Annotated in this window: 12 protein-coding genes; 4 read left to right on the forward strand and 8 right to left on the reverse strand. The window is 31.3% G+C overall.

Translation table 11 applies throughout. From position 1 onward, the window contains the following. Nucleotides 1–112: 112 nt before the first annotated feature. Complete coding sequence (locus tag GQR95_RS12585) at nucleotides 113–1330, forward strand: multidrug effflux MFS transporter (RefSeq protein ID WP_159024307.1); 1218 nt, start codon at nucleotides 113–115, stop codon at nucleotides 1328–1330. Nucleotides 1331–1417: 87 nt separating this feature from the next. Here the strand turns inward: GQR95_RS12585 and GQR95_RS12590 are convergent, their stop codons facing one another. From GQR95_RS12590 to GQR95_RS12600, 3 genes are all read right to left on the reverse strand, one after another. Further along, nucleotides 1418–2050 (reverse strand): MarC family NAAT transporter, encoded by a 633-nt coding sequence (locus tag GQR95_RS12590; RefSeq protein WP_159023492.1) that lies wholly within the window; start codon nucleotides 2048–2050, stop codon nucleotides 1418–1420. A gap of 204 nt (nucleotides 2051–2254) precedes the next feature. Continuing rightward, nucleotides 2255–3013, reverse strand: a complete 759-nt coding sequence (locus tag GQR95_RS12595; RefSeq protein ID WP_159023493.1) for an acyl-CoA desaturase — start codon at nucleotides 3011–3013, stop codon at nucleotides 2255–2257. A gap of 59 nt (nucleotides 3014–3072) precedes the next feature. Further along, the gene (locus tag GQR95_RS12600; RefSeq protein ID WP_159023494.1) at nucleotides 3073–3645 is read right to left on the reverse strand and encodes a Crp/Fnr family transcriptional regulator; all 573 of its coding nucleotides are present in this window, start codon (nucleotides 3643–3645) and stop codon (nucleotides 3073–3075) included. A gap of 328 nt (nucleotides 3646–3973) precedes the next feature. On the opposite strand from GQR95_RS12600, the gene hutI reads away from it, so the two are divergent. Further along, nucleotides 3974–5212, forward strand: coding sequence for an imidazolonepropionase (hutI, locus tag GQR95_RS12605; protein WP_159023495.1), 1239 nt, complete (start codon nucleotides 3974–3976; stop codon nucleotides 5210–5212). Nucleotides 5213–5280: 68 nt separating this feature from the next. Here the strand turns inward: hutI and GQR95_RS12610 are convergent, their stop codons facing one another. Beyond that, a complete protein-coding gene (locus tag GQR95_RS12610) occupies nucleotides 5281–6162 on the reverse strand; it encodes a chromosome partitioning protein ParA (RefSeq protein WP_159023496.1) in 882 nt (293 codons plus the stop codon). A gap of 131 nt (nucleotides 6163–6293) precedes the next feature. On the opposite strand from GQR95_RS12610, the gene GQR95_RS12615 reads away from it, so the two are divergent. After that, nucleotides 6294–7328 (forward strand): arginase family protein, encoded by a 1035-nt coding sequence (locus GQR95_RS12615; RefSeq protein WP_159023497.1) that lies wholly within the window; start codon nucleotides 6294–6296, stop codon nucleotides 7326–7328. A 73-nt stretch (nucleotides 7329–7401) separates the two neighbouring features. Here GQR95_RS12615 and GQR95_RS12620 read toward each other — a convergent pair whose 3' ends face one another. From GQR95_RS12620 to aceB, 4 genes are all read right to left on the reverse strand, one after another. Beyond that, nucleotides 7402–8571, reverse strand: coding sequence for an alanine--glyoxylate aminotransferase family protein (locus GQR95_RS12620; protein WP_159023498.1), 1170 nt, complete (start codon nucleotides 8569–8571; stop codon nucleotides 7402–7404). 10 nt (nucleotides 8572–8581) lie between these two features. Then, on the reverse strand, nucleotides 8582–9061 hold the full coding sequence (gene rraA / locus GQR95_RS12625; RefSeq protein ID WP_199269593.1) for a ribonuclease E activity regulator RraA: 480 nt from the start codon (nucleotides 9059–9061) through the stop codon (nucleotides 8582–8584). An 86-nt stretch (nucleotides 9062–9147) separates the two neighbouring features. Beyond that, complete coding sequence (locus GQR95_RS12630; RefSeq protein ID WP_159023499.1) at nucleotides 9148–10773, reverse strand: isocitrate lyase; 1626 nt, start codon at nucleotides 10771–10773, stop codon at nucleotides 9148–9150. 74 nt (nucleotides 10774–10847) lie between these two features. Next, a complete protein-coding gene (aceB, locus tag GQR95_RS12635) occupies nucleotides 10848–12446 on the reverse strand; it encodes a malate synthase A (protein WP_159023500.1) in 1599 nt (532 codons plus the stop codon). Nucleotides 12447–12565: 119 nt separating this feature from the next. On the opposite strand from aceB, the gene GQR95_RS12640 reads away from it, so the two are divergent. After that, nucleotides 12566–14041, forward strand: coding sequence for a helix-turn-helix domain-containing protein (locus tag GQR95_RS12640; RefSeq protein WP_159023501.1), 1476 nt, complete (start codon nucleotides 12566–12568; stop codon nucleotides 14039–14041). Nucleotides 14042–14089: the final 48 nt, after the last annotated feature.

Below are 14089 nucleotides of genomic sequence, written 5' to 3' on the forward strand. Positions count from 1 at the left end.
TATATACACCTTATTTGTAATGAATAAGGTGTTTTTTTTACCGATTTGTTAGAACTTTATTTATAACATAAAAAGAACGGCTTAATAAAAGACTAAATGGTATTTTTGTGTGATGCAAGACAAGAAAAACCAATTTGAGTTTATAGCGTTAATGGCATCGCTAATGTCTATAGTATCTTTATCTATAGATGCTTTATTACCTGCTTTTCCTAGTATTGGTATCGCTGTTGGAAATGAAAACAGCAGAGATTTACAGTCTCTTGTTACCATGATTTTTTTAGGTTTTGGAATTGGCCAGTTAATTTTAGGACCGCTTTCTGATAGTTTTGGTAGAAAACCACTCATGTATATTGGGTTTGGAATTTTTATTATTGCAAGTCTAATTTGTGTAAGCGCAACCAGTTTAGAAGTTATGCTTATAGGAAGAGTGCTTCAAGGTATAGGGCTTTCTGCTCCAAGAACTATATGTATTTCTATTATTAGAGATTCTCACAAAGGAAATTATATGGCAAGAATGATGTCTTTTGTTACGGCATTTTTTATTCTTATTCCGGTTATTGCACCAGCATTAGGACAGTTTATTCTTAACTATTTTAATTGGGAATCTATTTTCTTTACACAACTCTTTTTTGCTATAGTTGTTAGCATTTGGTTTTGGAAACGACAACCGGAAACTTTACATCCAGAATTTAAAATACCTTTTAATAAGCATGTGTTTATAAATGGATTTAGTGAATTAATTCGTTATAAAGAAGCCATGATTTTCACGGTGCTTTCTGGTTTTATTACAGGATCTTTTATGGTGTATTTAAGTTCTGCTCATCATGTATTTATAGATCAGTACGAGGTTGGAGAAAATTTTCCATACGTCTTTGCTGGGCTCGCTATTTCTATTGGAATATCTACACTTTTAAATGGAACTTTAGTGGTCCGTTTTGGAATGCGAAGATTAGCTTTAGTTTCTTTAGCGGCTTTTAGTTTAATATCTACTATTTATGTGGGCTTATTTTGGAACACTCCAAATCCAAGTTTATATGTATTGGTTCCGTTTTTAGCAGCACAATTTTTCACGTTAGGATTCTTGTTTGGAAACTTAAGAGCGATAGCTATGGAACCGATAGGACATATTGCAGGAATTGGAGCGGCTTTAACGGGCTTTGTATCTACTATTGTTGCTATTCCTATTGCTACATTTATTGGTGGTTTTATGACGGATACAGCTTTGCCTCTATTTGTTGGTTTTTCTATATGTGGTAGTGTTGGATTAATTACTTTTTTATACTTAAAACGACATAGGCTTTACCGAAAATTTAGTTTAAAACGGAGTTAGGGATTGCAACGGCATCCTTTTTATGTTTTTCTCATAAAAAGATATAGTGGAAAGCCCGACTTTTTTCCTTAAAAAAGGAACTCACTACTAAAATTTAAGATGTGAAAGAATATCTACCACAGACGATATTATGTACTCAATCCCGATTGCAATAACTATAAAACCAATAATACGAGATAGTGCATTAATTCCAGATGCTCCTAAAAATTTCACGATTAAATACGAACTTTTTAGAATAAGGTAAATACAAATGGTTGTGAAAACAAGTGCACCTATAATGATGAATTTATCTTGAATTTCTGAAAACTCCCGATTGTAGGTTATTAATAACGAAATGGTTCCTGGTCCCGCTAACATAGGCATGGCTAAGGGAGTTAAGCTAATTTCGTTTCGAGAATTAATATCTTCTTCTACGCGTTTACGCTTCATTCCTTTGTGTTCTGCAAATTTACCGGTTAACAAGGCGAAACCTGATGATGCAATAATAAGCCCACCTGCAATTTTGAGTGCATTAATGCTTATTCCAAAAAAGGATAAGATATATTTTCCTGCAAAAAAAGATAAAAGTAATATTATAAATGCATTTACAGCTGTCCAAAAAGCAATAACAGCACGCTCTTTTTTAGTGTTTTCTGACGATAAACCTACAAATACTGGAACGGTACCTAAAGGATTCATAATTGAAAATAAAGCCCCGAAAGTGGATAAAAATAACTCCATTGTTTTTTCTGCAAATACACTCTATTTTAAACTATTTTATGTTAGTTATACTTTAAGTAATTGTGAATTGAAGATGAAATATGTCGCTTTAATTTCTATTAATTGTTAACCTATTATTTTACACAAAAAACTGTGCAATGTTATAACAACATGACACAGTTTTTAATATTTTAAATAAGACTATATTTTATGATAAAGTATTAATTATACTTCGCGTTTTACCGGTGCTAATGCACTTTTTTTAATGGTTATAAAACCTAAAGCGTTAAGTATTTTCATAATACCATAAGTAACATCTAGCTCGTACCAACGTACGCCACCAAAGTTAGCGCGACCTCCAAATTTATGGTGATTGTTGTGGTAACCTTCTCCCATCATTAAAAAATCGAATGGTAATAAATTCTTAGATGTATCGCTTACTTTAAAATTAACATAACCATAAATATGTGCAAACCAGTTAATAATTACACCATGTATTGGTGCCATAAAAAAGGCTACAGGAAGTAATAACCATTGCCACCAAGCAGTAGCAAATAATATAAAGATAACAATATAGAATGCGGCCCATGCTAAACGAGAAATACGTGAACTTGCAAAATCATCGAAACGTTTCCATTGTGGTACATTTTTAGTGAATTTAGCATCTATAGCAATACGCTGTTTGTTAATGTCTTGATAAATGTTTTTAGTACGCCACATCATAGAAAACACATTGCTATCGTATTTTGGAGAGTGTGGATCTTTTTCTGTATCTGCATAAGCATGATGCATTCTATGCATAACACCATAACCGTAGGCGCTTAAATAGTTTGAACCTTGAAATACCCAAGTTAGAAAGAAGCAGATTTTTTCTCCTAATCGAGACATTTTATATGTTTGATGTGCTGCATATCTGTGAAGAAAAAAGGTTTGAAAGAACAACCCAGAATACCACAGAATAATCATAAAGACTATTATTTTCATTGCTATAATTTTATACAGCAAAGAACCAATATTAAATAGGATTATGAAATGAACATGGGTTAAGAAATGCGTTTTCTAATACGGCTTAATGCCTGTGCGGTTACACCAATGTAAGATGCTATATATTTTAAAGGAATGTCTTTAATAAGTTTTGGACGCTCTGTAAATAAATTAATATAACGCTGTTCTGCCGTTTCGTTAAGTAACGATTGCTCGCGTTTAGATTTAATTAAAAACAAACGTTCTGAAGATAATCTTCCTATTAAATTACCCACTTCTGTTTTTTTATAAACCTCTTGTAAGTCTTTGTAAGATACACTCCAAATAGACAAATCTGTTAAGGCTTCAAGCGCGTATAAAGATGGTGCTTGTGTTAAAAAAGAATCGTAAGCACTAATAAATTCATTTTCGAAACAGAAACCAAAAGTTACATCTTTTTCTTCGTCTTCATGCGGAATTAAAAACCGTGCAATTCCAGATCCTATAAATGAAATATAATGTTCTGTTTCACCAACATTTAAGATGCGTTCTTTTTTCTTAAACGTTCGTGTTTTAAGTTTTGAAGCAAACAACGTCCAATCGGCATCGCTTATGGATACAGTAGATTCTATATAATCTCTAATTTCTATCATGTTTTACCTACTAATGAGCTGTCTGTTTTAATAAAATTTAAATTTATGCATTTCAAACTGTATTATACAACTGAAAAACTTAAATAATTACATCTTTAAAAATAATTTATAAGAAAATAACTACAGACAAGATAATCATAGTAATTTAACAACTTTAGTATTTAAAAAGGAATATATTTTATGCTATTTCACTATAGTGATGCAGTTAATTATGGATTTATTTCATTTATTCGAAAAATATTAATAATCTTATATAAACCGAGCACTTTTTGTAATCTTTAAGTGAAAATATTTTCATAAATTTATACTGCAAAAATAAATTTAACGCATGTCGATACTTATTACCAACATAAAACAATTATTACAAACAAGAACACATGGTATTTTTAAAGTTTCTGGTAAAGAAATGAAAGAATTACCATTAATAGAAAATGCTTACTTACTTATTGAGCATGATACCATTGTAGAATATGGCTCTATGAAAAATATTGGTGCTGTTATAGCTGAAAAAACTATTGATGCCACTGGTAAAATTGTTTTACCTGCTTGGTGCGATTCGCATACCCATTTAGTTTATGCTGGACATAGAGAACAAGAGTTTGTAGATAGAATAAACGGATTGAGTTATGAAGAAATTGCTAAAAAAGGTGGAGGCATCTTAAACTCTGCTGAAATTTTAGAACATACAAGTGAAGACGATTTATATGAGCAATCTGTAAAACGTTTAATTGAAGTTATGAAATTAGGTACAGGTGCCATTGAAATTAAATCGGGTTACGGTTTAACTTTAGAATCTGAACTAAAAATACTCCGTGTAATAAAACGACTAAAACAAGATTTTAATATTTTAGTTAGACCTACATTTCTTGGTGCTCATGCAATTCCTAAAGCATTTAAAGGAAATAAAGCAGGATATATAGATGAACTCGTTAATACTATAATTCCAGAAATAGCTAAAACACAATTAGCAAAATATATAGATGTTTTTTGCGAAGAAGATTTCTTTACTTTAGAAGATACAGAGCGCATTTTAAAAGCAGGTATAAAACACAATATGGTTCCGAAATTGCATGTTAATCAATTTAAAGCTTTTGGAGGTGTTGCTTTAGGTGTTAAACATAATGCGCGTTCTGTAGATCATCTTGAGATTGTAAAACCAGAAGACATAAAGGCATTAAAAGGTAACCATACCATGCCGGTAGCTTTACCGTCTTGTTCTTATTTCTTAGGTATTCCTTATACGCCAGCACGACAACTTATAGATGCAGGTTTACCTCTTGCTATAGCCAGTAATTATAACCCAGGAACTACACCAAGTGGTAATATGAATTTTGTAGTAAGCACAGCATGTATAAAAATGAAAATGACTCCTGAAGAAGCTATTAATGCAGCTACGATTAATGGAGCCTATGCCATGGGAGCACATAAAATGTTTGGAAGCATAACACGTGGTAAAAAAGCTAACATTATAATTACAGAAGACATACCTAATTATAACTATATACCTTACGCCTTTGGAGATAACAATATTAATACTGTTATTATTAATGGTAAGATTGTAGAATAAAACATATTTACATAAAAACCCCGAATAATTTAAAATTATTCGGGGTTTTTATATATTATTAATATCTGTTATTTAAGTGTAAATTCTGACGTAGACACTAAATCTTTTTCATTAAAAACATTTACAACATAACGTCCTTCTTCAAATTCATCTGTTCTAGAAGTCACAAATTCACAAACATTTAAACTTGCATTTTCATAATTAAAACGACTTATTAAACTATAGTTTAAAGATTTTTCTCCAAATATAACTTGTTCATTTACACCCATTACATTATTCTTAGGGTCTATAACTTGTACATATAGTTCTTGATCTCCTGCTTGTACTAAATTATTTTTAGCAACAGTAAAACAAACTCTAAGTTTATCTGCTCTTCTAGCACGTTCTGTTGGTATTAATTTACCAGAACTACGTTCTATAACACCAAAGCCTTTTAAACCTACAGTACTTAAAACAGCTGCATTTTCTACAACTTCTGCCAATGCTGTATTTTGTACAAGTAAAGAATCTGTAAACATATTACGTTCTTCTAAGCGTGTACGTGTACTATCTAAAGAAGTCGTTAGCATATTGTTTTGAGATTTTAACTTATCGTTTTCTTCAAGTAAAAAATCCATTTCTTTCTGTAAACTCACATACTTCTGTTTGTATCTCCACAAGCTTTTTACATTCGTTTCAGAGATTTGTAGCGAATCAATTAAACCTTGAATTCGTGTTCTTGCTCCAATTAAATTACTATTAGCAACTTCACTTTCACTTATAGCAACATCATATTGTTTTGCCATATTGCTTAAATCCGTCATTACTAATTGTTTCTCTTCTTTAAGCTGAGTTAAAGTTTCGTTCTTCTTTTTCATAAGATCGAACGTATAAAAGGCTGTTCCTAAAAATAACACTAAGGCAACACCTAAAGCTATTTTTAACCCGTTATTTGATGTGTTTTGTTCCATAATTTATTTGAATAATCTCTAATTTGTTAAGACTTTATTTACTATTATTAATATAGCTATATATTATCAATTTTAGGTTCATAAAACAAAAAAAATAGTACTTTTAAATTTTATTAAACTTTATATTAATAATGGATAAACTAGTTGTTTTTAACAATTCAGATCTTTCAAGGTTTTTAAATATTCGTCCTTCAGAATCTAAATTTGGAGAACATGTTAATATGCTTCCACCTGTGTGCAATATATACGAATATATTGAGAAATTAGACGTTAACTATGTATTAATAGGGATTCCAGAAAATATAGGTGTTTTAGCTAATTTTGGTAAGCAAAGCACAATTCATACTTGGGAAGCCACATTAAAATCACTTTTAAATATTCAGAAAAATGAATTTACAAATCCTGAAAACGTTTTAATTCTAGGCTATTTAAATTTTGAAAAAGAACTTAAAAAAATTAATGAATTAGATCTATCTATAGATAAACAACTGGATAAATGTAGAAAAATTGTCTCTAAAATAGATAAAGAAGTCTCAAATTTAGTTTATAGTATAAAAAAAGCAGGTAAAATACCTATTATTGTAGGTGGCGGTCATAATAATTCCTACGGTAATATAAAAGGTAGCGCCTTAGCACTGAATTCTCCTATTAATGTAATTAATTTAGATACGCTTACAAACTTTAAACCTGAAGAAGGCAGACATAGTGGTAACGGTTTTACTTATGCTTATGTAGAAGGCTTCCTGAAAAATTATTATGTTTTTGGTGTTCATGAAAATCACATTCCCAATTCTATTCTTAAAGAGATTAATAAATTAAAACATATTAGTTTTAGTTCTTATGAAAGTATTGAAGTGAAACAAACAACAACCTTTAAAAAAGAATTAAAACAAGCTTTATCTTGCATTGAAGCACTTCCTTTTGGGATTGAAATAGATTGTTCTGCTATAGAAAAGTTAAACGAAGACACCTCCACAACTAGTGGTTTTAGTACAAAAAAGGCTAGACGATTTGTAAATTACTTTGGAAAACGTGAAGCTGTACAATATTTACATATTTGTGAAGCGGCACCTACCAAAGAAAATGCATTACATATAGGTAAACAAATTTCTTATTTAATTACAGATTTTATAAATGCTAACAGTTCAAGAAAAGTAGCAGAATAAAAAAAATAAAAAGAGGTTGAATAAAATTATGTTTTATTCAACCTCTTGAAATACTTTTATTTAAATCGTACAACTAATTCGTGATTATTGCATTTTGAAAAGCATGTAAACTTTTTCCTGATTCAATTGGATATCCTAACTCTATTAAAGCGCGCTCTAAAGCACCAAGGACAGCTAACAAATCATTTGGAGAAACAGACCCCATATGCCCTATTCTAAAATAGGTTGATTTAATATCTGCTAATAATCCGCCAGCAATAATTATATCACTCGCATTCATTTTAGCACTAAAACTAGCACCATCTACACCTTCAGGATAATATATAGCAGATAAAGTATGCGCTGCTAATGCATTAGAAACAGGTAGCATTTTTAGATGTAAAGCTTCTATTCCTAATCTAAAAGCTTCAGCTAAATATCTATGTCTTTTTATGCGTTTATTTATGCCTTCTTTACAAATTATTTTCAAACTAACTTCTAGTGCCACAATTAAATTAACAGGAGGCGTACCAAAATACGAAGGTCTGCGCTCTTCATAAGCTTTCATAATAGGCAACCAGTTTTTCCAGTTTGCATAATAATTACCAACAGGGGTTTTTCTATTCTCCCAAACCTGAATTGCTTTTTCAGAAGCCATTAAAAGTGCCAAACCAGGAGGTACTCCAATTGCTTTCTGAGACGCTGTTAATACAATATCAATACTCCAATCATCCTGATTAATCTCTTCTCCTGCAACCGAACATACACCATCCAGAATACTTAATGTATTATACTTTTTAGCCAAATGAGCTATTGGTTTAGGATCTACCAAAACACCTGTAGACGTATCTACATGTGTCATAGTTAAGGCCTTATAGTGTTTGCTTTTTAGTGCTTCTTCAATTGTATCTAGACTAACAACATCTCCTGTAGGAGCTTCTAAAACAGTCACTTCTGCCCCATAGCACTCTAAAATAGATTTAAAACGTATACCAAAATATCCAGAAGAAATTACAAGTACAGAGTCTCCCGATTCTATAAGATTAGAGATTGCCATATCCATAGCTAAAGTCCCTGTTCCTGAAATAATAAAAGGCTGTCCTTTTGGAGATTTCCAAACAGTTCGCATAAGCTCAAGACTGTTACCAAAAGTCTCAATAAAATCTGGAGCTACATGACTATTTGTAGCAATACCCATAGCTTGTAATACATCAGGTTCAAATTCTATAGGACCTGGTATCATTAGTAATTTTCTACCCTTCATTGTATTTATATTATTTTATTAAATTAAGTTCACTAACAATTATACCATCTAAATCTACATAAATATATTGGTTTGGATTAAAAGTAACACCTCCAAATTTAACAGAAATACAGATCTCTCCTTGGTCTTGTTTTATACTTTTAAAAGGAGACGTATTTAATGCCCTAATACCAATATTCATAGTATGTATTAATTGAGAATCTCTTATACATCCATTTACAAGAATGCCATTCCAGTGATTTTGTATAGCTAACAGAGCTAATTGATCACCAATTAACGCACAACGTAACGATGCACCTCCATCAATAACAAGAACTTTCCCTGTACCGTCTAATTCTAATTGTTTTCTTACTAATGAGTTGTCTTCGAATATTTTTAATGTTGTGATTTTTCCATAAAATGATTTTTTAGCACCATAAGAACGAAAAACGGGATTTACACAACTTATTACGTCTTGATATGCATCACAAAGATCTGCTGTTGTAAACATAATTAAAAGGGTTATGGTTTTTGAAAAGATGATAATTATAAAGGCAACAGTCTTACATGTTGCCTTTACAATAAGATTGTTTACAATTATTTATCAAGAACAAGTTCTCTTTCAGATTTCACTTTGCTTCCCTCAAACTGATTACTTGTATTATTTTCACCACCAGCTTTAAGTGCCTTTTCTCCTGCAAAAAACGATTTATGGTCGTCTCCTAAGTCAGAACCTGCCATACGCTGATGTTTTAAACAAGAAACGCCTTTACGTATTTCTTGTCTCTGAACCCCTTTTACATAAGCCAACATGCCATCTTCTGCAAAATACCCTTTGGTTAAATCGTTCATATGTAACGCTGTAGTATGATATGTAGGCAATGTTATTAAATGATGAAAGATACCTGCTTCCCTTGCACCATCTCTTTGGAATGTTCTAATTTTTTCATCTGCAATTCTACTTAGTTCAGAACCATCATACACAACATCCATTAAATTGTTTTTATCGTACTCTGTCATTATTTTTCCAGAAGCAAACATTTCATCATAAGCTTGATTACGGAAATTTAGAGTCCAATTAAACGATGGCGAATTATTATAAACCAATTTTGCATTAGGTACATTAACTTTAACCCTATTAACCATATATGCAATTTGCTTTACATTAGGCGTAGGTGTTTCAATCCATAATAAATCGGCTCCATTTTGTAAACTTGTAATACAATCTAAAACCACACGATCTATATTAGACCCCATTTTAAATTTATATAAACCATTTGCTAATCGTACAGGTCTAACTAATTTTCCGTCTCGTTTTAAAAGCACATCGTCTTCTTTTGCTCCATCTATAGAAATATCTTCACATTCAATAAAATTTAAATATTTAGAAGCTAAATCTCCAGGTGTTTTACTTACAGGTAATTTTTGAGTTAATCCTGCACCTTCAGAGTCTGTTCTGGCTACAATTATGCCATCATCTACTCCCAATTCTAAAAAGGCATACCTAATTGCATTAATTTTTGCAATAAAATCTTCATGAGGCACCGTTACTTTCCCATCTTGATGTCCGCATTGTTTTGCATCAGACACCTGATTTTCAATTTGAATAGCACAAGCTCCAGCCTCAATCATTTTCTTAGTTAATAAATAAGTAGCCTCTTCATTCCCGAAACCAGCATCAATATCTGCGATAATAGGAACAATATGTGTTTCAAAATTATCAATGTCATTCTGCACATCTTCACCTTTTTCAAGACGTTTAAATAAGTCGTTTAATTCTATAGCATCTGCCTGACGAAGAAAATCGTAAATTTCTTTTATTAAAGCAGGTACAGATGTTTTTTCATGCATAGATTGATCTGGTAACGGACCAAATTCTGAACGCAAGGCAGCGACCATCCAACCTGATAAGTATAAATATTTTTTATTGGTTGTTTTATGATGCTTTTTCACTGCAATTATATTTTGTTGCGCAACAAAACCATGCCAGCATCCTAAAGATTGCGTATAATTAGAAGAATCTGCATCGTATTCTGCCATATCATTCCTCATTATAGCTGCTGTATATTTTGCAATATCCAAGCCTGTTTTAAAACGATTTTGAGTGACCATTCTAGCAGCACTTTCCGGACTTATAGCATCCCAAGTGTTACCGTATTTTTCTTTTAATTTTTTTACAGTTTCTAATGCTGAGCGGTAATTTGTTTGTGATAAATTTTTCATAATTTTGTGATACGTTATTTATTATTAATAATTAGATCCTGTTGATTGTTGTAGCAATCGCAGGATTGTTTTGTTTAAAGATAATTGTAGGCAGAAAGCGTTAAAAATTCTTCAAATTCTTGAGATAACACAGATTTATCAAATAACTGAATAGCTAACTCAAACTTGGTGTCCTTAATGGTTTCTTCTGTATAAATAGAAACGAGTTTCTCTACTTCCTCATTGAAGATCTCTGTGTACATTTTTAAATTAAATATGCGACCATCTTCTAAAACCACTTCGTTCTTAAGCCATTGCCATACTTGTGTTCTCGATATTTCTGCAGTTGCCGCATCTTCCATTAAGTTATAAAGCGCAACAGCTCCATACCCTCTTAACCACGCTTCGGTATATAAAATTCCTACATTAATATTTTTTCTTATTCCAGCTTCTGTTACAGTTCCTTCAGGCAGCTCTACTAAATCTTGTTCGGTAATAGTAACATCGTCACGGGAAACCTGCAATTGGTTAGGTGCAGGCATGTATGTATTAAATTCGGTCATGGCCACAGCAACTAAATCTGGATGAGCAACCCATGTACCATCATGGCCATTTTTAACTTCACGCTCTTTATCTTTTCTTACTTTTTCTAAAGCCGCTGCATTTGCAATTTCATCATTTTTAATAGGAATTTGTGCAGCCATTCCTCCTATGGCTAAAATGCCTCTTTTATGGCAACGCTGAATAACCAATTTAGAATACGCATCCATAAATGGTGTGGTCATGGTGACTTGATCTCGATTTGGAACTACGAAATTTTTATGATTTCTAAATTTTTTGATATATGAAAAAATATAATCCCAACGTCCACAATTTAACCCTACAATATGTTCTTTAAGCTCATAAATAATTTCATCTAACTGAAAACTAGCTGTTATAGTTTCTATTAACACAGTTGCTTTAAATGTACCTAGTGGCACTTCAAGATAATCTTCCGCAAATTTGAAAACGTTATTCCACCAACGTGCCTCTTTATAATGTTCTAATTTTGGAAGATAAAAATATGGTGCTGTATGATGTTTTAACAAAATTTGAGTATTATGGAATACATACAATCCAAAATCTACCAAACTTCCGGAAGCTTCGACACCGTTTATTATAATATGTCTTTCGTTTAAATGCAAACCTCTTGGTCTAACTAATAAAACTGCCGTTTCTGGTTTTAGTTGATATGATTTTCCACGTTTAACATCTTCAAGAGTAATGGTTTTATTATTTGCATCAATTAAATTTTGTTGCCCTTCAATAGCATTTTGCCAAGTTGGTGCATTACTATCTTCTAAATCCGCCATAAATGTTTTGGCACCAGAATTTAGCGCATTAATAATCATTTTCCGATCTACGGGACCTGTAATTTCTACACGTCTATCTTGAAGATCTAACGGAATATTACCTGCAGTCCAATTAGATTCTCTGATAGATTTAGTCTCCTTAGGGAATTTAGGAAACTGCCTATCGTCAAATTTTTTCTGCTGATTTACACGTTTTTTCAGGAGTTGCAAACGCTCTTCATTAAAGTTTTCGTGAAGGGCTATTATAAAATCTAGCGCTTCTTCTGTTAGAATTTCAGGATAGTAATTACTAACATCATTAGAGAACGTAATTTTTGTTTTTTCAATAACTGTCTGTGCCATAGTAGTTTGTTTTATAAAACAATGATATAACAAAGTTTTTAATAAAACAAGCGAACGTTCGCTAAATAAATATTTTCGCAAAATTTAAAGTGTTCGCAAAATAGTTTATATTTGTTATTATGGAAGAAAGTTATATTAAAGTTGTTTTTGGTTTAAAGCTAAAGCAGATCAGGGTAGACAAGAAATTATCTCTATTTGGTTTGTCTAAACTTTCGGGTTTATCTAAATCATATTTAAACGAAATAGAAAACGGAAAAAAATACCCTAAACCAGATAAAATTGTAATGCTTGCAGATAAATTAGATATACCATACGACCAGATGGTATCTTTAAAATTAGACAAGAATTTAGCACCAATTGGAGATTTATTACAATCTAAAATATTGAAAGAACTGCCCTTAGAGCTCTTCGGAATTAAAGAAAGTAATTTAATAGATATTGTTGCTAATGCACCTACAAAAGTGAATGCATTTATTAGTACTATTATTAAAATTTCGCAACATTATAATTTCACTAAAGAAAGTTTCTACCTCGCCTCTGTGCGCTCTTTTCAGGAAGCAAATAATAATTATTTTGACGACATAGAACAAAGTGTACTCGCTTTTGCAAAAGCATATCATATAAACTTAGACGAAACAGTAACATCTAAAGAATTACAAGAAATTCTTATAGAAGAGTTTGGATACACTATTAATCATTCTGAACTTGATAACCACCAGGCTTTAGATACTTTACGTTCCGTTTTTATTCCTAAAACAAAAACATTATTACTTGCCAGTAGAATGGACGAAGCACAACGTACATTTATATACGCCAAAGAATTAGCTTACAATTATTTAGAATATAAAGAACGTCTTTATACGTTTTCATGGATTAAATTTGAAAATTTTGATCAGGTCCTTAATAATTTCTATGCTTCATATTTTGCAGGTGCGTTAATTTTACCAAAAGCTATCTTAACAGATAAACTGACAGATTTATTTAGTAAAAACACCTTTGATGAATCTTTATTTCTAGATATTATACATTCATTTAATGCATCTCCAGAATCATTTTATCAGCGTTTAACTAATATTCTACCTAAAGAGTTTAACATTCAAAACTTATTCTTTTTACGCTTTACGCATCGTTCTGGAACAGAAAGATTTCATCTTAAAAAAGAATTTCATTTATCTCACCAGCATTCACCTAATGCCAATGAAAGTAATGAACATTATTGCAGACGCTGGGTATCTTTAAAAGTTTTAAAAGAAATAGACAAGGATAATAAAGACCATATTTTTGATATGCAAATTTCCAATTATCCGAGTGATAATGTCAGTTATCTGCTATTATCATCAGCAACCAAAGATCCGTTTAAAGAAGGTTATTATAGAAGCATTAGCATTGGTTTATTAATTGACAAGCAGCTAAAAAAGAAGTTAAACTTTTTAGATGATCCTAAAATTAAAAGTCAAAATGTAAGTGTGACTTGCGAGCGTTGTGCCATTAAAGATTGCGAAGTCAGACAAGTACCAGCTATTCGCTTAGAAAACAAGGAAAAAAACTCAGAAATTGAATTGGTTGTAGAAGATTTGAAAAAAAGATTTAGTTAATACCAATTTAAGCTCTAATTTTAGAATAGTTAATAATATAAAAACAAC

This window comes from Formosa sp. L2A11 (assembly GCF_009796865.1).
Lineage (GTDB): Bacteria > Bacteroidota > Bacteroidia > Flavobacteriales > Flavobacteriaceae > Formosa.

Coding starts and splice junctions, on each gene's coding strand:
- rraA (WP_199269593.1), bottom strand. CDS start 9,061: ATGTTTACAACAGCAGATCTTTGTGATGCATATCAAGACGTAATAAGT.
- GQR95_RS12595 (WP_159023493.1), bottom strand. CDS start 3,013: ATGAAAATAATAGTCTTTATGATTATTCTGTGGTATTCTGGGTTGTTC.
- GQR95_RS12610 (WP_159023496.1), bottom strand. CDS start 6,162: ATGGAACAAAACACATCAAATAACGGGTTAAAAATAGCTTTAGGTGTT.
- GQR95_RS12590 (WP_159023492.1), bottom strand. CDS start 2,050: ATGGAGTTATTTTTATCCACTTTCGGGGCTTTATTTTCAATTATGAAT.
- GQR95_RS12640 (WP_159023501.1), top strand. CDS start 12,566: ATGGAAGAAAGTTATATTAAAGTTGTTTTTGGTTTAAAGCTAAAGCAG.
- hutI (WP_159023495.1), top strand. CDS start 3,974: ATGTCGATACTTATTACCAACATAAAACAATTATTACAAACAAGAACA.
- GQR95_RS12630 (WP_159023499.1), bottom strand. CDS start 10,773: ATGAAAAATTTATCACAAACAAATTACCGCTCAGCATTAGAAACTGTA.
- aceB (WP_159023500.1), bottom strand. CDS start 12,446: ATGGCACAGACAGTTATTGAAAAAACAAAAATTACGTTCTCTAATGAT.
- GQR95_RS12600 (WP_159023494.1), bottom strand. CDS start 3,645: ATGATAGAAATTAGAGATTATATAGAATCTACTGTATCCATAAGCGAT.
- GQR95_RS12615 (WP_159023497.1), top strand. CDS start 6,294: ATGGATAAACTAGTTGTTTTTAACAATTCAGATCTTTCAAGGTTTTTA.
- GQR95_RS12620 (WP_159023498.1), bottom strand. CDS start 8,571: ATGAAGGGTAGAAAATTACTAATGATACCAGGTCCTATAGAATTTGAA.
- GQR95_RS12585 (WP_159024307.1), top strand. CDS start 113: ATGCAAGACAAGAAAAACCAATTTGAGTTTATAGCGTTAATGGCATCG.